General features: G+C 71.4%; 12 protein-coding genes. 10 read left to right on the top strand and 2 right to left on the bottom strand.

What is annotated here, in order from left to right:
* Window positions 1–35: 35 nt before the first annotated feature.
* Together ACFYPS_RS21930 and ACFYPS_RS21935 are read right to left on the bottom strand one after the other, a co-directional pair.
* Window positions 36–2,612: a LuxR C-terminal-related transcriptional regulator gene (locus ACFYPS_RS21930; protein WP_387326529.1), complete on the bottom strand. Its 2,577-nt coding sequence runs from the start codon at window positions 2,610–2,612 to the stop codon at window positions 36–38.
* 5 nt (window positions 2,613–2,617) lie between these two features.
* Window positions 2,618–3,883 carry an Hsp70 family protein gene (locus ACFYPS_RS21935; protein ID WP_354966773.1) on the bottom strand — a complete coding sequence of 422 codons (1,266 nt, stop codon included), beginning with the start codon at window positions 3,881–3,883 and terminating at the stop codon, window positions 2,618–2,620.
* A gap of 300 nt (window positions 3,884–4,183) precedes the next feature.
* Here ACFYPS_RS21935 and ACFYPS_RS21940 point away from each other — a divergent pair, with 300 nt between their 5' ends.
* From ACFYPS_RS21940 to ACFYPS_RS21985, 10 genes are all read left to right on the top strand, one after another.
* Complete coding sequence (locus ACFYPS_RS21940; RefSeq protein ID WP_354966772.1) at window positions 4,184–5,074, top strand: IniB N-terminal domain-containing protein; 891 nt, start codon at window positions 4,184–4,186, stop codon at window positions 5,072–5,074.
* A 115-nt stretch (window positions 5,075–5,189) separates the two neighbouring features.
* Entirely contained in the window at window positions 5,190–7,046 is a 1,857-nt protein-coding gene (locus ACFYPS_RS21945) for a dynamin family protein (protein ID WP_387326534.1), read from the top strand.
* Window positions 7,043–8,503, top strand: a complete 1,461-nt coding sequence (locus ACFYPS_RS21950; RefSeq protein WP_387326537.1) for a hypothetical protein — start codon at window positions 7,043–7,045, stop codon at window positions 8,501–8,503. Before ACFYPS_RS21945 ends, ACFYPS_RS21950 begins: the two co-directional genes overlap by 4 nt.
* Window positions 8,504–9,079: 576 nt before the next feature.
* Window positions 9,080–10,375, top strand: coding sequence for an ABC transporter substrate-binding protein (locus ACFYPS_RS21955; protein ID WP_387326540.1), 1,296 nt, complete (start codon window positions 9,080–9,082; stop codon window positions 10,373–10,375).
* Between the two features lie 115 nt (window positions 10,376–10,490).
* Window positions 10,491–11,408, top strand: coding sequence for a sugar ABC transporter permease (locus tag ACFYPS_RS21960; protein ID WP_354966768.1), 918 nt, complete (start codon window positions 10,491–10,493; stop codon window positions 11,406–11,408).
* Window positions 11,409–11,413: 5 nt separating this feature from the next.
* On the top strand, window positions 11,414–12,325 hold the full coding sequence (locus ACFYPS_RS21965) for a carbohydrate ABC transporter permease (protein ID WP_387326543.1): 912 nt from the start codon (window positions 11,414–11,416) through the stop codon (window positions 12,323–12,325).
* A 2-nt stretch (window positions 12,326–12,327) separates the two neighbouring features.
* Complete coding sequence (locus ACFYPS_RS21970; RefSeq protein WP_387326545.1) at window positions 12,328–14,250, top strand: glycoside hydrolase family 127 protein; 1,923 nt, start codon at window positions 12,328–12,330, stop codon at window positions 14,248–14,250.
* Window positions 14,251–14,369: 119 nt separating this feature from the next.
* Window positions 14,370–19,085 carry an Ig-like domain-containing protein gene (locus ACFYPS_RS21975; RefSeq protein WP_387326548.1) on the top strand — a complete coding sequence of 1,572 codons (4,716 nt, stop codon included), beginning with the start codon at window positions 14,370–14,372 and terminating at the stop codon, window positions 19,083–19,085.
* A gap of 68 nt (window positions 19,086–19,153) precedes the next feature.
* Window positions 19,154–22,339 carry a family 43 glycosylhydrolase gene (locus ACFYPS_RS21980; protein ID WP_387326551.1) on the top strand — a complete coding sequence of 1,062 codons (3,186 nt, stop codon included), beginning with the start codon at window positions 19,154–19,156 and terminating at the stop codon, window positions 22,337–22,339.
* A 24-nt stretch (window positions 22,340–22,363) separates the two neighbouring features.
* Window positions 22,364–22,996 carry a hypothetical protein gene (locus ACFYPS_RS21985; protein ID WP_354966764.1) on the top strand — a complete coding sequence of 211 codons (633 nt, stop codon included), beginning with the start codon at window positions 22,364–22,366 and terminating at the stop codon, window positions 22,994–22,996.
* Window positions 22,997–23,047 lie beyond the last annotated feature (51 nt).

Consider the following 23,047-nt stretch of genomic DNA (forward strand, 5'->3'; position numbering starts at 1 on the left):
CCGCTCGGCCGGCCGGCGTGGACCCTGTCGCCGCCTCATCGGGCCGTCCGTTGCGGCCACGGCTGGCCGGCCGCGTTGCTGGCGCGGTCGGCGACCATCGCGCGAAGCAGAGTCAGCAGCTCGGCGCGGTTGGCGCAGTTGAGCCGGTTGCGCATCCGGGCCACGTGGTGCTCCACGGTCTTGGCCGAGATGAAGAGCCGGTCGCCGATCTCCCGATAGGTCAGCCCGGCCAGCACCAGCTCGGCCACCTCGTACTCGCGGTCGCTGAGCCCCTGCTGGGTGGGGCCGGTGGTGGCGTCGGCGACCTGGGTGGCGCCCTCGCCGGTGGCGGGCCGCTGCCCGCCGTTGGCGCCGGCCGGGCGGCCCTGCAGGACTCGGGCGCACTCCAGCAGGCTGGTCATCGCGCGCCGGTCCGAGGTGCGGATCGCGGCCTGCCCGGCGAGGCGAGCGCCGTCCCAGCACAGCCCGGTGTCGTGCAGCCCCCGGGCGGCGGCCTCCACCCGGACCGGGTCGACCACACCCCGCAGCACCTCCACCCAGCTCTCGGCGGCCGCGGCGACCACGGCCGCGTACCGGCTGTGGCCGGCGGCGGCGAGCAGGGCGGCGACGTGTTCGTCGGCGGTCACCGGCTCGTCGGTCAGGATCGCGGCGTGCAGCCCGCTCCAGTGCAGCGGGACGCTCCACAGTGCCGGCTCCCCGAGCCGGCCGAGCAGCGTTCGGCCCTCCCGCAGGTACGGCTCCAGGCGGGCCAGGTCACCCAGCCGGGCGCCCGCGATGGTCAGCTCGCCCAGCGGCAGCAGCGCGAACAGGTCGACGGGGTGCCGAACGACCGCCTCCAGCGCCTGCCCCCAGCCGCGCTTGAGCGCGCCGAGGTCGCTGTTGCGCCGGCCGATGCCCATCTGGAGCGCGGCGGCGAAGAGTTGGTCGCGTGACTCCAGCGGTCGCCCGTCGAGCGCGACCGTGGCGAGGTGTTCGGCCGCGGCGAGCGTCTGACCCCGGACCATCAGGATCCACGCCTGCAACAGCCGGTGACGGCGCGCCATCAGCGGGCCGCCGACACCGGCCGCGAGGGCCCGGTGCAGCACCCGTTCGGCGATCTCCAGCTCACCGCAGTGCACGGCGGTCAGGGCGGCCAGCGCGGCCGGACTGTCCGGCAGGAGCGCGGCCCGCCCGTCCGGTTCCAGCAGCGCGGCGGCCTGCACGAGCGCGGAGAGCGCCCCGGTGGGCGTGCCGGCGACGCTCTCCCGTACCCCGTCGGCCATCAGGCGGGCGGCGCTGGCGTGCAGCGTGGGTGGTTCGCCGGCCGGGTCGCCCGCCGGCGGCTCGGTGGCGGCGGCCAGGTCGCCGGTGGCGAGCCCCCCAACGGTGGCGAACGCGATCGACGAGGAGGTGCCCGCCCACCGGTACAGCTCCACGCTGCGGTCGGCGTGACCGCGGTGCGCCAGGGCGGTCGCGGCCACGATGGCGGCCTCGGTGCGGTCGGCGGGAGCGGCTGCGGCCAGGAGGCGGTCCGCCAGCCGCAGGGCGCCGTCGAGGTTGCCGGCGAGCGCGGCGGCGAGCGCCTGCCGGGCGCTGGCTGGCCACCCGGCCGCCGTGGCGGCCGCGAACAACTCGGCGGCGAAGGCCGGCTCATCGGCCAGTGCCTCCTCCGCGGCGGCTGCCAACGTCGGGGCCGGGCAGTCACCGAGCACGCCGACGGCGAGCAGTGACCGGACCAGGGGCAGCACCGCGCCGCCCCGCGCGAGCTGCAACTCGGTGTGCCGGCGCCAGACGGCGGTGCGGTCCGTCGCCGGGCTGAGCGCGGTGACGGCCCGCCGGACGATCGGTGCGAGCCGGCCATCGGCGCCGAGCAGCCCGGCCGCCCTGGTCGTCGCGATCAACTCGTCCACCGCCTCGGGCTCCCGGCCGAGGAGCGCGCCGAGCATGCTCACCGGCAGTGGCACGCCCGCCGCGACGGCGAGCAGCAGTCGACGGACATCGGCCGGCAGGACCTCCAGGTCCGGCCCGAACTCCAGGACGACGGACCGGGGTGGTTCGACCGGTACGCCGGCGCCGTTCTCCGGCCCGCGCAGTCCGCGGGCCAGCCGCTCGACGTCCCGGGGCACGCCGGCGGTCTGTGCGTGCACGAAGTCGACCAGGTCACTCCGCCGGCCCAGCTCGGGCACGGCGGCGAGGTGGGCCGCGGTCTGCTCCCGGGTGAACGCGGTGAGCAGCAGGGCCCGCCCGTCGCGACGCAGGGCGTCGGCCAGCTCCATGAGGGCCGCCGACCGGGGCCACGGGCGGTAAGCGACCACCAGCCGGTGCCGGCGGGTGGCCACCAGACGCAGCAGCGCCCCGAGCCGCGCGTCGTCGAGCAGGTGCGCGTCGTCGACCAGCACCAATGCGTCGGGGTCGACCGGTTCGCTCGGCTCCGGGACGCCCATCCGCACCGCGATGCCGGCCTGCTGGTGGACCCGCGCCAGCTCGGCGAGCAGCGCCGTCTTGCCATGGCCGCCCGGCCCGGCCAGGCCGACGGTGAGCGGGCCGGTCGGGTCCTCGGCGACCATCTCCAGCAGGGCTGTCGGCCCCTTGCCCAGGACCAGCCGGGACCCGGCGACGTCATTCATGATCATTAAGGTCATCCTTCGCGTCCCCGGCTTCGGGCCAGCGCCAGGCGGGACGCCTTCGGCAGTTCCAGTGGGAGGATCCGGACCGGGGGTCGGGGTGGCGGATCGCCCGGGACGATGGTGTCGTGGTGAGGGCGGCGCGTCGCCGGGATGGTGGCCCGGCCGGCGCCGGAGGTCGGCGCTGCTTCGCGTACCGGCTCCGGCGGGCGGGGGCGCGGCGACACCACCTGGCAGGCGGCCATCGCCGCCCCGGTGGCAGCGGTGAGTTGTGCGTCCGGCTCCACCTCGACGGGGACCGGGAGGGCCGCGGTGATCAGCTCGGTGACGAGCGGGATGCGGGCGGAACCGCCGGCGAGCAGGACGCCGTCGAGCTGCGCCGGCGCCAGGCCGGCGCCCTGCACGGTCCGGAGCAGGAGGTCCACGGTGGCCTGCACCGTCGGGCGGATCATGGCCTCGAACTGCGCCCGGGTCACCGGGACCCGCGCCGGGCCGGTCGGCAGGGCCAGCACCACATCGGCTGCGAGGTCGACGGTCAGCTCCCGCTTGACCCGGTCGCACTCGGCGAGGAGCCCGCGCAGGGCGGCCTGGGCGCCCCGGCGTGCGGTGCCGGCCAGCTCCCGGGCCAGCACGGTCCGTACGTGCCCGGCCAGCGCCTCGTCGAAGTCGGTCCCGCCGATCGGATCGAGACCCTGCGGGACGCCGAAGCTCTCGTACGTGCCGCGCGGGGTGCGGCGCACCAGGGCCGCCTCGAAGCTGTTGCCACCCAGCGCGTAGACGGCGGCCGTGGTGCCCGCGAACCCGCGCGCCGCGTGGCTCTCGGCCACCGTGACCGTGTGGGGCAGCAGCGTCACGTTGCGCAGACCGAGGTCGAACAGCGCCCGGTGCAGCAACTCCCGCCGGTACGGGCGCCAGCCCGCCGGGTGGCTGAGCACGATCGCGTCGGCCGGGCCGCCCTCGAAGGCGTACACCCGTTCCACCACCCACGTCGCCAACTCGGCGGTCAGCGTCTGCGGCGCACACGCTTCGCCGCCGAGCAGCAGCGGGACATCATCGCCGATCCGGCGGACGAAGTCCCTGGTGGTGCGGCTGCCGTCGTCGGTCACGGGCTCTCCGACGTGCAGCGAGCCGTCCTCCGACAGGTGCAGCACCGACGGTACGAGGGCCGAGCCGGCGTGCAGGGGGACCGCCTCGGGACGCGTCCAGGTCGTACCGTGTCGCCGCGCCACGGCGGCGGCGGTGTTGGTGTTTCCGATGTCTATCCCCAGGACGTACGGCATCCGTCTCATCTCTCCCCGTGAGTTGGCCGGCCGGTGGCGACCGCTTCGGCGCTGCCCGGCGACCCACCCCCGGCGAACCCCCGCGGGCTCCTACGTTCGTACCAGAGATCGCTCCCTGGTCGGGACCCTAATCTGACCGGGACGGTTTCCCCCAGTCCCCCTAACGTACGAAGCTGCGGAGACCCTAATGCAGCGGGACGGGATGCGGGCCGAGCCCCGATGTCCGGGGTGGCTCCCCGCAATAACGTCACTGTCGACGAACGACGGTCGCTGACGCCACATCCGAGGAGAAACCGGCACATGGACTCGAACCAGACCCTCCACGACTTCGTGCTCGACCTGCTGACGAACCCCGACGCGCGGTCGGCCTTCGACCTCGACCCGGAGGGCGCGCTGAACGCCGCGGGCCTCACCGACATCACCGCGGCCGACGTGCAGGACGTGGTTCCGCTGGTGGTCGACTACGCCCCGGGGCAGGGCCTGGCGCCGCTGTCCCCGGTCGGGCAGCTCGGGTTCGACCCGCTGGTGACCGACGCCACCGATGTGGTCGGCCAACTCCAGAGCGTGGCGCAGCAGATCAGCATCACCAGTGCTCCCACCGGCCTGGACGTCAAGGCCGGCGTGCTGGGCGCCATCGCGGTCGATCCGGCAACGGTCGCCGCCGGGGTCACCGTGCTGCCCGGGATCGGCCTCGGCGTCGGCCCGAACGGGCTCGACACCGACCTGACGGGTGTGAACGACGTGGCGCACACCCTCGACGCCGACGTGGTCGCGCCGGTGGACGGCATCGTGGACCCGGTGCTCGGTGACGTCACCAGCACGGTGGGCAACCCGACCGGCCTGGTCGGCACCGCCGACTCGGGCCTGCACGGTGGCGACCTGACCGGTGGGCTCCTCTCCGGCACCGGCGGTCAGCTCGACGGCGTCGTCGGCTCCCTCGGTGTCGACGACACCCTGGGCGGGCTGGGCCTGGGTCACGGTGACGGTGTCGGCGGCGTGGTCCCGCCGCTCGACGTGCCGTCCGTGGTGGGCGGCGTTACGCACCAGGTGGACGGGCTTGTGCCCGGTGTCACCGGCACGGTCGGCGACGTGACCGGCGGCCTCACCGATGGCGTGCTGGGCGACTCGCACGACGGCGGGCACGCCGCGTCGGACAACGGACTGCTGGGCATCACCGGCGGTCTGCTCTGACGGGGATTCCCGGTAGGAGCGGGAGGCCGGATCGCCCTGGGCGGTCCGGCCCTCTCCGGTTCCACATCCGGTCCCTCTTGATAATTGAGCCGAAATCCGCACACTTGGTGCGGTGATGGCGGGGATCTGGTTGGACGTGCTGGACGAGATCGCCCGCACGTGCAACGCACACGGCCGAGGTGACCTGCTCCAGACGGTGCGGCAGAAGCGCGCCCAACTGCTGGACCCGAAGCTCCGCGTCCTGGTCATCGGCGAGCCGAACCAGGGCAAGAGTCAGCTGATCAACGCGATCATCAACGCGCCGGCGTGCCCGGTCGGCGACGGCCGCACCACCGTCCTGCCGACCGTGGTGCAGCACGCCGACGTTCCGTCCGCGGCCGTGATCCAGGCGCCGCCACCGGCTCCGGGCCGGCCCGCCGGCGCCGCGCCCGCGGCGATCCTCGAGCGATCCCCGGTGGCGCTCGACCAGGTCGCGGCGGGGGTGGCCGGCGCGGTCGGGCGTCGGCCCGGTGGTGGCCCGGCGTACGTCGAGATCGGGTTGCCCCGCGCCCTGCTCGGTGCCGGACTGGTGCTGGTGGACACTCCCGGCGCCGACGAGATCGCCGCGCTGGGCGGCAACGCTGCGGTCGCCGCTCCCACCCGCGCGGACACCGTGCTGCTGGTCTCCGACTCCACGCGGGAACTCTCGGTCACCGAGTTGAACATGCTGCTGCACGTGATGCGTTCGCATCCGAACGTGGTCGTGGTGCAGAGCAAGACCGATCTCGTGGCGGACTGGCGCGCGATCGCCGAGCGCAACCGCCAGCACCTGGCCGACGCCGGTGTCCCCGCGCCGGTGATCCCGGTCTCGGCGGACCTGCGGCTGCGCGCGGCCGCGGCGGACGACCGCGGCCTCAACGCCGAGTCCGGCTTTCCCGCGCTGATCGCCCGGTTGCAGCGGGACCTGTCCGGCAAGGCCGATCAGCTGGCCCGGGCCTCGGTGCAGGGGGTGGCCCGGACGGTGGTGGAGCAGCTGGCCGCGCCGCTGCGCGCCGAGCTGGCGACCCAGGAGGCCGAGGAGCAGTCCGGGCCGATCTCCCGGCTGCACGCGGCACAGCGTGAGGTCGACGAGCTGCGCCGCTGCTCCACCCGGTGGCAGAACACCCTCACCGACGAGATGGCCGACCTGCTTTCGGACATCGAGTACGACCTGCGCGACCGGACCCGGCAGATCCTGCGAACGGTGGACGAGGCGTTCGACACGGCCGATCCGCTGGTCGCCTGGGACACCTTCCAGGACTGGCTGGAGCGCAGCCTGGTGGAGGCGGCGGAGGCGAATCACGAGTGGCTGATCCAGCGCTGTGACTGGATCGCCCGGCGGGTGGCCGCCAACTTCGCCCGGTACGGCTACGACGTGTTGCCGCCCTGGTCGATGACGATGCCGGAGGACATCGGTGGCCGGCTGCCGGAGCTGGAACGGCCGAAGATCGACCGGTTCACCACGGGTCAGAAGCTGTTCACCGGCATGAAGGGCTCGTACGGCGGCATGCTGATGTTCGGTCTGGCGACGACGTTGGCCGGGATGCCGATGATCAATCCGGTCTCGGTCGGCATCGGGGCGCTCTTCGGCGGCAAGAGCATCCGCGACGAGAGCAGGCAGTTGCTGCGTCGCCGACAGGCGACCGTCAAGACGGCGATCCAGCGGCATGTCGACGACTTCTTCGTCCGGATGATCAGGGACTGCCGGGACGCCGCCCGGCAGGTGCAGCGGATGCTGCGGGACCACTTCACGGGGCTGACCGAGGAGCTGCAGGAGGCCATCGTCCAGTCGTTCCGCAGCGCAAAGCATGAGGCCGACACCGATGCCGCCCTGCGTGACCAGCGGCAGCGCGAGATCCGGCTGAAGATGACCCGGTTGGCCACGCTCTACGAGCAGGCTCAGCAGCTGAGCGGCACCCGCGCGGCCCCGGTGCTGCTGGAGCCTCGGGCGTGACCGTCGGGCTGCGGTTGGACGAGGCCGCGTGGGGGTTGCTGCACCAGGCCATCGACCTCTACCAGGACAATCCCCGGGTCGTCGGGCAGTTGCGGCATCAGGTGGCCCGGTTGGAGCAACCGCTGCGGATCGCGGTCGCGGGCCCCTGGCGTTCCGGCAAGTCGACGGTGCTGAACGCGCTGATGGGGGAGGAGGTCGCGCCGGTCGAGGGAGCCGACGGCGTCTTCACCTGGTACGAGGACGGCGCCGAACCGCGCGCCACCGCCTACCCGGCGGGCCAGCCTCCGCAGGAGTTGACGGTGGTCAAGTCCGCGACCGGGATGCGGGTGGACCTCGGCTGGGGCGCGGGGGAGGTGCGGGACATCGTGGTGCGGTGGCCGACCCGGGCACTGCGCCAGGTGACCCTGATCGACACTCCGGCGGTCGCCGGCACCGGTGAGCAGGGTCGCGTGCCGGTGATGGACCGGGTGCTGCGGGACGCGGACGCGGTGTTGTACCTGACCCGCGATGGTCGCGACAGTGATCTGCGGGTGCTGGAGTCCGGCCGGGACAGTGCGGTCGGGCAGGCCGCGCCGGTGAATGTGATCATGGTGCTGTCCCGGGCCGACGAGACCGGTGGTGGCCGGATCGACGGGCTGCTCACGGCCCGCCAGCTCGCCCGCCGCCACCACCGGGACCCACGGGTCGGCGCGCTCTGTGTGAACGTGGTGGCGTGCAGCGGGGCGATCGGTCTGGCGGGTCGGATGCTCAGCGAGTCGGACTTCGTGGCGCTCGCGACGCTGGCCCGGGTGCCCCGAGCGGAGCTGGAGCCGCACCTGCTCTCCGCCGACCGTTTCCTCGGTGGCGAGCTGCCGGTACGGCTGGACCCCGAGGTGCGCGCGGCACTGCTGGATCGGTTCGGGCTCTTCGGGATCCGGTTGGCGGCCGTCCTGGTCCGTAGCGGGTTCGACAGTCGGGTGAAGCTGTCCGCCGAACTCATCCGGCGTAGCGGGCTCACCGAGCTGCGCGAGTCGATGACCCGCTGCTTCATCGATCGCCGCGACACGCTGAAGGCCCGGTCGGCGTTGGCCGCTGTGGAGGCGCTGGTGCGAGCCGAGCCCGTCCGGGGCGCCGACGAGCTGGTCGGCACGATTGAGCAGATCCTCGCCGGTGCGCACGAGTTCCGGGAGCTTCGTCTGCTGGTGGCGTTACGCAACAGCCGGCTCGGGTTCGACGCCGAGCTGGTCGCCGAGGCGCAGCGGCTGGTCGGTGGCGACGGCGTCGGGCTGGCGGCCCGCCTCGGCGTCGAGCACGAGGCGACGGTGCAGCGGCTCTGGGAGGTCGCCGCCGATGCGCAGTGGCGGTGGCGGGACCGGGCCGAGGACCCGCTGCTCCCACTGGCTCAGCGGCGCGGCGCGCAGGTCGTCGTCCGCAGCTGTGAGGGGATGCTCGCCGAGCTGGCCGCTGGCGGTCGGTGAGAACCGACGGCGTGGGACGCGGAGCCGTGTGGATCCGCGGACACCTGGTCGACCTGCCTGCCGGTCTACCGAAACCTTTTCGCAAGCTTTTCAGGGAACCCGACAGTCACCCGCGGACTCCGACCCCTGGCAGGCCAGGTGCCCAGTCTGCCAACGTAGGACGGTAAGGACGCCAGCGAAAGCGGTTCAGGTTTTACCCGCCTGACATCTTGCCGAAACCGTTTTCGTGCGCGACGCTAGCGGCGGAACGTGACATCCACCACCCCGGTCGCGGCGGTAACGACGTGCTGCACGAGCCGCGCCGGATCCGGCGGGAGGCGGGGGGCGCGATGAGGACCAGCGATCTCGCGACGTGCCGGATGGTCCGCAGTGGACCGGTCCGCACGGCTGCCGACCCGATCCGCGGAACCCGCCCGGCGGCCACCGTGATCGACCGCGGTGGCCGACGTCATCGCTCTGGCGTAGCGGCTACGGCCCGCCCCGACGACACGAACGAACCAAGGAACCGGACTGATCCTCGCTCGCGGGACCCGCGTAGCGGCTTTCTCCGAACGATGAACCCCTAGGAGAGGAACCATGATTAGAACCTTGGGCAGGCGCACCGCTCTGCGTTCACTGGCAGGAGTCCTCGTGGCCGCGCTGACCGTGGCCACGGCCGCGTGCAGCAGCGACGACGGCGGCACGAGCGCGGCAGAGGCCGGCCCCAACGGCGTCGACGACGGCAGTGAGCTCACCCTGTGGACCCGCGCGCCGCTGGAGAAGCAGGCGAAGCTCCTCGTCGACGCGTACAACGCCGGCCACCAGAACACGGTCAAGCTGACCGTGGTTCCCAACGACGACTACGTCGCGAAGGTCGGCGCGGCCGCAGGCTCGGACGGCCTTCCGGACCTCTTCGCCGCGGACATCGTCTACGTGCCGAACTGGGTGAAGCAGGGCCTCTTCCAGGACCTCAGCGCCAACATCGACGGCCTGAGCTTCAAGGACTCCATCAACAAGGGGCACCTCTCGGCCGGCACGGTGGACGGCAAGAAGCACGTCCTGCCCTTCGTGCTGGACCTGTCGATGCTGTTCTGGAACAAGCAGCTGTTCAAGGACGCCGGGCTGGACCCGGAGAAGGCCCCGGCGACGCTCGAGGAGTACGCCGCTGCCGCCAAGGCGGTCCAGGCGACCAAGAAGAACGGCGTCTACGGCACGGCGACCGGCCTGAACTGCGGAGGCTGCCTCGTCTTCACCTGGTTCCCGTCGGTCTGGGCCGGCGGCGGTGAGGTGCTGAGCGAGGACGGCACCGAGTCCAAGCTCGCCGACGACACCGCCCAGAAGGTCTACCGCACCTGGAACGACCTGTGGAAGTCCGGAGCCGTGCTGCCCGCCTCGGCCGGTGAGACGGGTCCGACCTGGACCGCCCCGTTCACCGAGGGCAAGGTCGGTCTGATGCTCTACCCGGCGACGCTGCTCTCCTCGACCCCGTTCGACGTCGGCGTGGCCCCGATCCCCGGCCCCAGCGGTGGTGGCTCCACCTTCGTAGGCGGGGACGGCATCGGCGTGTCGAAGGATTCGAAGAAGGCGGCTCAGGCCTGGAACTTCCTCAGCTGGATGATGTCCGAGGAGGCCCAGGTCGAGGTGCTGGCGAAGAACAAGGACGTGGTGTCCCGCGCCGACCTCGCGGCCAACAAGTACGCCGCCGAGGACCCGCGACTGGTCACCATCAACGAGGCGGCCGGCAAGGGCGACACCCCCGTCGCGCTGAACTTCCAGCAGGCGTTCAACGCGCCGAACAGCCCCTGGCTGACCCTCGTCCGCAATCAGGTGCTGAACGGCAGCGGCGACCTGCAGAAGGACAACGGCGAGATCACCGCCGTGCTCAAGCAGTAGCTGCCCATCGCGGGCGTGTGCCGACCAACGGCTTTCCCGGGCCGGCACACGCCCGCGGCGGGACACGTCCCCGCGTGTCCACGACCGCCCGCCGTCGACCGACCGAGAGGTTCCCATGAGAGTCACCGCACCGTCTCGCCCGCCCAGTGCGGCGACGCGGGGCCGTGCCCGCCCACGCGGCCGGCAGGCCCTGCTGGGCTGGCTCTACGCGACACCGACCGCGGTGTTCGTCGTGGCGCTGTTCGCCGTACCGCTGCTGCTCGTCATCAGGATGTCGGTGTCGAGATGGCCGCTGCTGACCGGCGACCAGGGGATCAACGCTCCCGACAACTTCGTGAAGGCGGTCAACCACCGGTTCTTCACCGACTCGGTGGTGTTCACCGTCAAGTACACCGTGCTCGCGACCGTGCTGCTCCTGGCCCTCGGCCTGGGGCTGGCCCTGCTCGTGCAGGAGTCGAGCCGGTGGAACAACCTGCTCCGTGCGTCGTTCCTGATTCCCAGCGCGCTCGGGCTGGCGTCGGCGTCCCTGTTGTTCTACGTGCTCTACTCGCCGTACGCGAGCCCGCTGGCGCCGGTGATGGACCGTCTCGGCGTCACCTTCCTCGGTTCACCGACCGCGGCGCTCATCTCGACGACCTTCCTCATCGTGTGGCGCTACGCGGGCTTCTACATGGTGCTCATGCTGGTCGGCCTCCAGGGCATCCCGGCTGACGTGTACGAGGCCGCCCGCGCGGACGGTGCCACCCGCTGGCAGACCTTTCGGAAGATCACCCTGCCCCTGCTGCGTCCGACCCTGGCGCTGACGACCGTGTTGTGCGTGACCGGTTCCCTGCTCGCCTTCGAGCAGTTCTACATCCTGACCAAGGGCGGCCCGGACAACAGCACGATCACCGTCGTCCAGCTCATCTACATGGTGGCGTTCCAGGGTCAGAACGACCTCGGTGTGGCGGCCGCCCTCTCCCTCATCGTGCTGCTGGCCCTGGTCCTCATCAACGCGCTGCAACTGCGCGCCTTCCGATCCGAGGAGAGCTGACCCCGATGGTCGCCGTATCCCGTTCCCGCGTCGATCCCGGCGGAACTCCGCCACCCGCCGCGGCGCCCGGCCGTCGCGGCGGACCCAGGGGCGTCACCATCGCCGGCATCGCGCTGCGCACGCCGTACTGGGTGTTCTCCGGCGCGGTCGGACTGATCTTCCTGGCTCCGCTGCTCTGGACGGCGGTCGCCTCGGTGGGCCCGCGGGCCGGCACCAACCAGGTGGACGGCTGGGGCTTCGGCAACTACGAGACGCTGGCGAACTACCAGGCCGGCATCTGGCGCTACCTCGCGAACACGGCCTTCGTCGCCCTGCTCGCGGTCGCCCTGACGCTGCTGATCTCGCTCTTCGGTGGTTACGCGTTCGCCCGGTTCCGCTTCCCCGGCAAGAACATCCTGTTCCTGGTCACGCTCGCCATCCTGATGGTCCCGTACGCGACGTTGCTGATCCCGCTCTACGTGCTGCTCAACCAGGTGGGGCTGGAGAACTCCCTCGTCGGCGTGGCCCTCGTGCTCACGATGTTCCAGCTGCCGTTCTCCACCTTCCTGATGCGTATCTCCTTCGAGGCGGTGCCACGTGAACTGGACGAGGCCGCGATGGTCGACGGGTGCTCGACGTTCAGCGCTCTGTGGCGGGTGCTGTTGCCCGCGGTGAAGCCGGGCCTGATCACCGTCGGGCTGTTCGCGTTCCTCACCGCGTGGAACGACTTCATGGCACCGCTGATCCTCATCAACGACAGCGAGCGCATGACCCTTCCGCTCGCTGTGTCCAACCTGCGGGGCCAGGTCCAGGGTGTCGTCGACTACGGGGCGACCGAAGCGGGCGTCGTCGTTCTCGCCCTTCCGTGCATCGTCCTGTTCCTGCTGCTCCAACGACACTACGTGCGCGGCTTCATGTCCGGCGCGATGAAAGGATGACCATGAGCGGCACCGCACCTACGGCCGCCCCTGTCCTGCCGATCCGTGGCCGGCTCCGGCCGCTCGGGCTGGACCAGGTCCGGATCACGGGGGGATTCTGGGCCGAGCGTCAGTCGATCAACGCCGCCGCGACTCTGCCGCACATCGCGCACTGGCTTGAGCGTGCGGGCTGGATCGGCAACTTCGACCGTGCCGTGCGGGGCGACCTGTCACGCGATCGCCGTGGACGCGAGTTCTCCGACTCGGAGATCTACAAGTTCCTGGAGGCGGCGGCGTGGGAGATCGGCCGGACCGGCGATGCGGGGCTCGAGTCGCGGTTTCGCGCCTTCGTGCGACGGGTGGCCGCGGCGCAGGAGGCCGACGGCTACCTCAACACCAGGTTCGGTCGCCCGGGGCAGGCGCCCCGGTGGTCCGACCTCGAATGGGGTCATGAGCTCTACTGCGTCGGTCATCTCCTGCAGGCCGCGGTCGCCCGCGCCCGAACGCGTCCGGGTGCGGACGACGGGCTGTTCGAGGTCGCCCGCCGTGCCGCCGACAATGTCTGCGAGACCTTCGGGCCGGACGGCGTCGACGGCATCTGCGGGCACCCGGTGATCGAGACCGCGTTGGTGGAGTTCGCCCGGGTCACCGGTGACGACCGCTACCTGACCCAGGCCGCGCTCTTCGTCGACCGGCGGGGTCACGGCCGGCTCAGCGATGTGGAGTTCGGGCGGGAGTACTTCCAGGACGAACGGCCCGTCCGGAAGGCGACGGTCCTGCGAGGGCACGCGGTACGGGCGAACTACCTCGCGGCCGGCGCCGCCGACGTCGCCGTCGAACTGAAGGACGCCAGCCTGCTGGACGCGGTACGCACCCAGTGGAGCAACGGGTTGGCCCGGCGCACGTACGTCACCGGCGGCCAGGGCTCCCGGCATCAGGACGAGGCGTTCGGCGAGGACTGGGTGCTGCCTCCCGACCGTGCCTACTCCGAGACCTGCGCCGGCGTCGGCTCGGTGATGCTCGCGTGGCGGCTGCTGCTCGCCGACGGCGACCCCCGGTACGCCGACGTCATCGAGCGGACGCTGTTCAACGTGGTGTCGACCTCGCCGTCGGCCGACGGACGGAGCTTCTTCTACACCAACACGCTGCACCGCCGCGAGCTCGGCAGCCTTCCCGACGCCGACCGGCCCAGCCTGCGCGCGGCGGCTTCGCTGCGGGCGCCCTGGTTCGAGGTCTCCTGCTGCCCGACCAACGTCGCCCGCACCCTGGCCAGCCTGGCGGCCTACGTCGCGACGTCCGACGACGAGGGTCTGCAACTGCACCAGTACCTGCCGGGCACCGTCGAGCACCGCCTCGCCGACGGGCGCGACCTGTGCGTGCGCATCGCGACCGACTACCCGCACGGCGGGCAGGTCCGGGTGCGGATCGAGAGCGACGACGACCGTCCCTGGTCGCTGTCGTTGCGGGTGCCCGGCTGGGCGGGCCAGGGTGCGACGCTGACCGTCGACGGAGACACCCGTGCGGTCGGTCCCGGCCTCGTCACGGAGAACCGGACGTGGCGACGGGACGACGAGGTCGTTCTGTCTCTGCCGATGGCGCCCCGGTTCACCTACCCGGACGCCCGCATCGACGCGGTCCGTGGCTGCGTCGCGGTGGAGCACGGCCCCCTCGTGCTCGCCCTGGAGTCGGTGGACGTGCCCGACGTCGAGACGGTCGACGAGCTCCGCGTCGACACCAGCCAACCGCCCCGCCTCGTCGACGGCCGCGTCACCGTGCAGTGCCGGCGCGTCCATCCACGCGAGCACGACTGGCCGTACCGGACCGACGCGGCCGAGTCGGCGCCGGTGGTCGACGAGGGCGTCGACGAGGTGGCGCTGGTGGAGTACCACGACTGGGCCAACCGAGGGCCCTCGACCATGCGCGTCTGGCTCCCGACAGAGCACTGACGAGATGTCAGGGGCCGACCGGCTCCCTGATGTTAGCGCTAACGCCCGTACGCGCCTCGCCCGTTCAGCCGCACCGACGACAGGGAGGAAACGACATGATCCATAGAAGAGTGAGGAGGGTGCCCCTCTGGGCCGCCCTGGGCGCGCTGGTGCTGGGAGGGGCGGTCGGCGTACCGTCTCCGGCCCACGCCGCCAGCCCAATCCTGCCGGGCAACGAGGGTGACGTCGGGGTCTACACCAACGGGCAGAACCATGCCATGGAGATCGGCGACCCGACCTACAGCAACGTCGGTGACGTCGCCAACCAGCTCAAGCCCGGCGTGCCGTTCACCGCGGGGAACATGCACCAGTCGATCTTCGAGAAGGACCTGGCCGCCGGCGGCACGGACTACTACCTCGACCGCGTGCTGGGCGTCCCCGGAACGATCGGGTCGGCGGTGCTGATGACCCGGGGCCGTTCTCTCTACATGCGCGGCGCGAGCAACAACAACTTCACCGTCATGGGCTTCGCCGGCAGCGCGTACGTCGGTGGCCCCAACAACCTCGGCAACCTGTACACCGTCACGGTGCCCGGGCAGACCGTCGCCGAGGTCAACGCCAACCGGTTCAACGCGCCGAGCCACGCGAAGAGCCGGTACACGATCGGGACCACCGGCGTCACCGCCAACCAGACCAAGTTCATCACCGAGGACAACGTCGCCGTCACCGCCCTCGACTTCGACAACCCCGGCGACGCGTCGGCCACCTTCACCGTCCGCGCCGCGTCCCCGCTGGCCACCCAGGCCGGACCGGGCGCCGCCGCACTGACCGGCACGCGCACCATCACCAGCGGCGCCAACAACGGGCTCGTCGACACCGCGTGGGATTCGATCAGAGTCGACGTCACCGGTGCCGGCTTCAGTCGTACCGGAGCGAACCTGGACCGCGAGATCACCGTGCCGGCCGGCGGCTCGGTGTCGCTGTCCGTGGTCGGCGCCGTCTCCTCGGCCAGCCTGACCAGGACCGTGCAGAGCTACCAGGAGTACGCCGAGATGTCGCCGGCCACGGCCGTGCGCACCGGCATCACCGCCTTCAACCGCCGCTGGGCGCAGGACGTGCCCTACATCAACGTGCCCGATCCCGCACTGGAGAAGGCCATCGTCTACCGCTGGTGGGGCGAGCGGTACAACACCCTCGACGCCAACGCGCCCGGCCACGTCTACCAGTACCCCACGACGATCGAGGGCGTGAACCTCTACCAGAACGCCGTGGCGCTGACCCAGCCGATGCACCTGCAGGACACCAAGTGGCTGCGCACGCCCTACCTGCCGTACGGCCAGGTTCTCAACATCGGCGAGCTGTCCGGCTCGTCGGCCTTCCTCGACAGCCCGGGGCACACGAGCTGGAACAACCACTACTCGCAGTACATCGGCACCGCCGGGCTCGAGGCCTACAACGTGCACGGCGGCGGCAAGGAGATCGCCCGGAAGTTCGCCCACTATTTCGAGGGCGACGGCGTCGGCCAGCTCGAGCACTACGACGGCAACGACGACAAGCTCATCGCCTACGACACCAACTACATGCCGGGCAACGACGCCGACGCGATCACCTTCGGCTACCCGAAGAGCAACGCCGGCGCACCCGGCGCGCGCACCATCGAGCGCCCCGAGTCGGCGTACGTGTGGGGCGCGTTCGACGCCGCCCGCCAGCTCTACCAGCTCGCCGGCGCCGACCAGGGCAAGGTCGACGAGATGGCCGGCGGCGCCGACGCGATCCGCGCGGCGATCCTCGACCGGCTGTGGAGCCCCGACATGCGGATGTTCCTCGCCGGCACCTCCCACGGCGCCACCAGCGCGGCGAGCGCCAACGGCCGGCCCAACCCGCTGCCCGCGACGGCCCGCGACCTGATCCCGGCCCGGGAGTCGAACCTCTACGACGTCTACGCCGAGAACCTCATCCCGTACGACCAGTGGCAGAACTACGTAGACGGGTACCGCTTCCTGACCTACGGCGACAACTTCCCGATCTTCCCGTTCTACACCGCCAACCAGTACGACCGGACGGCCTACGGGATCGGCGGCTCCAACAACTTCTCCAACATCAACTTCACCGTGCAGTACCGCGGAGTCCGCTCGGCGCTGCGCCACTACGACCCGGAGCAGAAGTACATCACCCCGGCGTACGCCAAGCGGCTGCTGGACTGGATGGCCTGGAGCATCTACCCCAACGCGGACCTGCGCGCCCCGAACCAGGCGGAGTACTACTCCAACTGGAACCCGACCGCGAAGACCTACAACCGCAACAACCCGAACCACGTGATGCTCGGCAACATGAACTACATCTTCGTCGAGGACATGGCCGGCCTCCAGCCGCGCTCCGACGACAAGATCGAGCTCTCACCGATCAAATTCGGCTACGACCACTTCATGGCCAACAACCTGCGCTACCACGGGCAGGACGTCACCATCGTCTGGGACCCCGACGGCAGTAAGTATGGCCTGGGCGCCGGCTACAGCCTGTTCCTCAACGGCGAGAAGAAGGTCAGCACCGACAAGATCGGCAAGCTCACCTACGACCCGCGCACCAACCAGGTCCAGGCCGAGGCCGGCCTGACCGTCACGTTCACCGCGACGACCGGGGCCGACGTCCCGAGCGCGGTCGACACCCCGATCGAGGACACCCGCGTCGTCGAGTACCTGAAGACGGCTGGCATCGACCTCACCGAGGACGCGCCGAACCTGGCCGCGGGCGCCAACCTCAGCTCGTCGTACACCCAGCAGGGCGTGCGGCCGACGCCGTGGCGGCAGTTCCACACGCCCGGCTGGAGCACCACCTCGATGAACTACACACCCGGCGCCATCAAGGAGACCGAGCGGCCCGTGTCGCTCGCGGCCGTGACCGACGGCGTCACCGCCAACGAGCCGTACTGGGGCAACTACGGCACGACCGACAAGAACGGCTACATCGAGCTGGACCTCGGGTCGGCGAAATCCTTCGACAACGTCAAGGTGTACGCCGTCAGCGACCGCCAGGCCGGGGGCTACCGCGAGCCCGCGCGCTGGTGGGTGCAGGTGCCCGACGGCGACGGCGGCTGGAAGGAGGTACCGGGCCAGTTCAAGAACCCGACCGTCCCGTCGGCGAAGTTCAACGAGGCGTTGTTCGACACCGTGACGTCGAGCAAACTGCGCATCGCCTTCACCAACAACCCGACGTTCTACACGGCGATCTCCGAGGTCCAGGTGTTCGACTCGGGACGCGACGTACCGGAGGTCTCCAACCAGGCCCCCGTGGTCACCGCCGCGCGCGACGGCTCGGCGGACGGCAACCTGTCCACCAGGCTGGTCGGCACGGCGTCCGACGACGGCATCCCCTACGACAGCGAGCTCACCTTCGGCTGGGAGACCGTCTCGGCCCCGCCCGGAGCGGGCGTCATCTTCTCCGACCCGAAGGCACTGACGACCCGGGTGACCGGCACGGTCGAGGGTGATTACGTGTTCCGCCTCTTCGCCAGCGACGGCGAGAAGCGGTCGGAGGCGACCGTGGCGGTGACCCTCGCCAAGCGGGAGGTGGTCGCCGAGTTCGGCTCCTCGGCGACGGTCAGCACCAGCGGCACCGCGTCGTGGGAGAACCACCAGCGGGTCAAGGAGAGCACCACCCCGAACAGCTCGAACCCGGGTGCCGGGAACGGCTGGGGCAACTGGGGCCAGACACAGAACGGCACCAGCCCGGAGCGGGAGGCGTGGATCCAGTACCGGTGGACCGGACCGGTGCGGCTGTCGTCGACCGACATCTACTGGTACGACGACAACGGTGGCACCCGCCGGCCCACGGGCACGACGTACGCCATCGAGAGCTCCGCGGACGGCACCACCTGGACGCCGGTCACCCTCACCGGGGACTCGACGTACGCCGACGGGCTCGCCACCAACACCTACAACCACTTCGACTTCCAACCGGTCACGACCAGCTATCTGCGCATCCGCATCTGGGGCCTCATGGGCAGCGGCGCCGGCACCGGCGTGCTGCGGTGGCGTGCCAACGGCGAGACCGTCGACTCGGTGCGCTCGCCGGTGCTCATCCGGACCACCGTGGGCGCTGTGCCCACCCTGCCGAGCACGCTCGACGCGGTCTACGCCAGCGGTGCGCGCGGCACCGTCGCCTTCAACTGGCAGGAGATCACGCCGGCGATGGTCGCGGAGACCAACGTCGAACCGTTCGTGGTCTACGGCACGAACGACGCGTACGGCCTGATCGCCGAGGCCCGCGTGTACGTGCGTCCCGAGACAGCCCCGGGCGGCATCTCGATCCAGGGCGCGGAGACGTTCGAGCGCTCCGTCGACGTGGGCGAGCTGCCCCACCTGCCGGACAAGGTGGAGGTCTCCTACAACGACGGCTCCCGCGACAACCAGGCCATCGGCGTCGACTGGGAGTTCGACGAGGACATCGTCGACACCCCCGGCCGCTACACCATCATCGGCAACCTGATCCTGCCCGACTACGTCAGCCAGGCCGGCGCCACGCGGACCACGCTGACCCTCACCGTGGGCGACCCCCCGGAGACCCCGACGTGGGACGTCGAGGTGCAGGCGCGCACCCAGTGCATCGGCACCCGCGCCTACGTCTCGGTCAACGCGCGCAACGCCGAGGACGTGCCGCTCACCATCGAGCTGATCACGCCGTACGGCTCGCGCACGGTGTCCGGCGTCGCCCCCGGCAAGTCCGCCTACCAGGCGTTCACCACCCGCGCCGAGTCGGTGCCGGCCGGGGTTGCGACGGTGAAGGCCACCGGCAGCGTGGACGGCCAGCCGGTGACGGCGGCGTTCGAGGCGCCGTTCGGCGCGCTCGCCTGCGGCTGACCCTTCGTGGTGGCGGCGCCGCACCGGCGCCGCCACCACCTCCGGACAACAGTGAGGAGATCGACACCGTGAACACCACCGTGGTGGGCGGCGCCGCCCCACCAACCCGCCGGCCCGTGCGCCGGCTCCGCAGGGTGGTCGCCGCGGCGGCGGTCACCGGGCTCGTCGCCGCCGGCCTGGTCGGGGTCGCCGCGCCCGCGCGCGCCGCCGACTCGTACACCTTCACCAACACCGTCAACCCGATCCTCGGCGACGGCAGCTACTACTCCGCCGACCCGGCGCCGGTCGTCGTGCCGAGCGGCGCACCCGGCAACGACAGCGGCCAGGACCAGCTCTACATCTACACCGGCCACGACCAGGCCGGGCCGTCCACCAACGACTTTGTCATGAACGAGTGGGGCGCTTTCCGGACCACGGACGTCGAGGCGGGGGAGTGGACCCACTACCCGTCGCTGATGCGCCCGGAACAGGTCTTCGCCTGGGCGACGCCGGGGCGCGCGTACGCCGGCCAGGTCGTCCGGGGCGTGGACGGGCGCTACTACTGGTACGTACCGATCAACGAACGGGACAGCCCGGCCTCGGACAAGTTCGCGATCGGCGTGGCCGTCTCGGACAGCCCGACCGGCCCGTGGACCGACCACGCGGGCGGGCCGATCATCTCGCAGCGGGTGCCCACGCCCAACACCATCCACAACATCGACCCGACGATCCTCGTCGACGGCACGGCACCGAACCAGCGGGTGTACCTCTGGTGGGGTTCGTTCAGCCAGCTGCGGATGATCGAGCTCCAGCAGGACATGAAGACCCCGGTCACCACCCAGCGCTCGGTCACCGGCCTGACCGGCTTCTTCGAGGCGGCCTGGGCGTTCAAGCGCAACGGCACCTACTACATGGCGTACGCCGGGAACAACGCCGGTCCGACCTCGCAGTGCACCCCGGCGAACTACCACGCCTGCATCGCGTACGCGACGGCGTCGTCGCCGGAGGGGCCGTGGACCTACCGGGGCACCATGCTCCGGCCGGTCTCCTCGACGACGAGCCACCCGGGCATCCTGGAGTTCGACGGCCGGTGGTACATCGCGTACCACACCGCCGACGCTGTGGGCGGCGGCCACTTCCGCCGCTCGGTGGCGATCGACCCCGTCGAGTGGGACGACACGCAGAACCCGCCGAGGCTGAAGCTCGTGACGCCGACGCCGGTCAGGGGGCCTGATCGCACCCCGCGGGCGAACATCGCCCAGGAGGCGACGGTCACCGTCTCCAACGTGCCGGTGCCCACGCAGTACTGGGTGAAGGCGCTCAACGACGAGATCGTCCGGTCGAACCCGCTGCCACCGGACATGTGGGGCACCTGGACCGGCAACAACCCGCCCCAGCAGTGGGCGCAGTACACGTGGGACCAGCCGATGCGGATCTCCGGGTCGCAGATCGACTTCTGGAACGACCAGCCCCAGGGCACCGGCGCGGGCGTCGCCGCGCCGGCCCGCTGGCGCCTCCAGTACTGGAATCTCGACAGCGGACAGTGGGCCGACGTGCCGAACCCGAGCGGCTTCCCGACCGGCACGCAGGCCTTCCAGGACACCACGTTCGACCCGGTGACCACGACGCAGGTCCGCGCCGTGTTCGACGCGTCCACCAATGGCAGCACCTACTCCGGAGTGGCGGTCGAGGAGTGGAAGATCCTCGCCACTCAGCCCGAGTCCGTCACCCCGCCGGGAATGACGGTGGAGGTGGGGGAGACCGAGCTGCCCGACAGCCTCCCGGTGTCGTTCGGCGCCGAAACGCTGCGGGTGCCGGTCTTCTGGGACCCGGTCACGCCGGAGGACGTCGCGACGCCCGGGACGTTCACGATCGGGGGCAGCGTGCTCGGCTACGCCGCCGGTCGCGTCTCCGCCCAGGTCAGGGTCATCTCACCGGATGACACCGAGGGCGACGAGACGGCGCCGACGCTGACGCTCACACCCAGCGGCAGCGCCGGCGGTGCCGGCTGGTTCCGGTCCGCCGTGCGGGTGCGTATCGCCGGTGTCGACGACGGCGGCGGTCGGCTGACCATCGAGTCGCGGGTGGACGACGGCGAGCCGGTCGTCGCGAGCGCCGTGCGGTCCGTCGACGTGACCGTCTCCGGAGACGGCCAGCACACGCTCCGGGCGACCGCGACCGACCGCGCGGGCAACACCTCGGAGCCCGCGAGCCTGGCCGTACGCATCGACGCGACGGCACCGGTCAGCACGGCCACCGTGGACAGCACGACCCGGGCGGTCACGGTGACCGCGAGCGACGCGACCTCCGGTCTCGCCCGTGTCGAGTACGCCATCGACGCCGGCCCGTGGACGGCCTACAGCGGCGCCATCGCGGCGCCCGACTCGAGCCGGCACACCGTGTCGTTCCGCGCGCTCGACACGGCCGGGAACCAGGAGACCGCGAAGACGGTCACCATCCCGGCGGACCTGTCCGGGCCGCTGACCGGCAACATCGGGCCCATCGCGACCCCGACGGCGTCCTACACGGCGGGCTGGAACAGCCTCACCGCCCTCAACGACGGCGCCGACCCGGCGAACCCGAGCCAGGCGCAGCTCTGGGGCACCTGGTCCGGGACCCGCCCGGCGACCCAGTGGGTCCAGTACGACTGGGCCCGACCGGTGCGCGTCACCGGGACGGAGCTGAAGTTCTGGCGGGACTCCAACCGCGGCACCGGCGACGGCGTCGCCGAACCCGACGGGTGGGTGCTGCAGTACTGGGACGAGGGGACCACGGCCTGGCGTGACGTGACCGGCGCGTCCGCCTACGGCACGAGCACCACCGCGTTCAACACCGTCACCTTCGATCCAGTCACCACACCTCGGGTGCGGGCGACGATCCGGGCCGACGGGAACGGCACCACCTACTCCGCGGTCGCGATCACGGAGTGGCGGGTCGTCGCCGACGACCCGGGTGTCCAACCCGCGTTGCCCGTCACGGTCAGCGTCCAGGCGCGGTGCGTCGGCGGTAGGGCGTACGTCGCCGTGCAGGCGCGCAACGAGCACGACGCGCCCGTGGACATCGTCCTGGAGACGGCCTACGGCCAGCGTTCCGTCGCCGACGTGGCACCCGGTGCGAACGCCTACCAGTCGTTCGCCACCCGGACGCCCTCGGTGCCGGCCGGCTCGGCGACCGTCCGCGCCACCGGGCCCATCAACGGTGTGAACGTGACGACCGTCCGCACCGCAGACCACGCCGGCGCCGATTGTGCCGGCGATCCCCGTCAGGCCCCGTAACCACTAGCGACGATGGAGTAGCAGATGAACACAGGAAACCGTAGGCGGTTGCTCGCGGCCGGTGCCGCGGGTGCGGTGCTGGTCGGGACGGTGGCGTTGCAGGCGCCGGTCCAGGCCGAGCCCGGCGACAGCGCCGACGTGCGGGTGACGGTCGACATCGAGGAGATCGCCGAACCCGGCGTGCTCGCCATGTCGATCGCCGGCAACTCCGTCGCGCTGTCCGAGGACGGCTCGACCCTGCTGGTCCGTCAGTTCGTCGGCAGCTTGCCGACGGTGACGGTCACCGACACCCGTACGGCCGAGGAGGTGCCCGACAACGCGGCCTGGGCCGTGCTGGGTAGCGCCACCGACTTCGTCGGCGGCGCCGGCCAGGCGCCGATCAGCGCCGGCCATCTCGGCTGGAAGCCGCGCCTTCTCGACGGGGGCGACAGCGGCCTGGTCACCGAAGGCGAGGAGGTGGTGACCGTCCTGGACGAGCCGACCCAGCCCGGCAACAACGTGGGCCTCGTCGACCAGGAGCTGCTGGTGTCGACGTTCGACTCCGAGGCGGTCACCGGCGACGCGTACTCGGTGGACGCCGACCTGTACCTGCGGACCCCGGCGGATGTCGCCGCCGGCTCGTACACCTCGACGTTGACCCTCTCGCTGTTCGAGTGACGCACGGGTGGGGGCCGCGTCGCCGTGGCCCCCACCATCACATCCCTCCGT

It is taken from the genome of Micromonospora sp. NPDC005087 (assembly GCF_042872965.1).
GTDB lineage: Bacteria > Actinomycetota > Actinomycetes > Mycobacteriales > Micromonosporaceae > Micromonospora.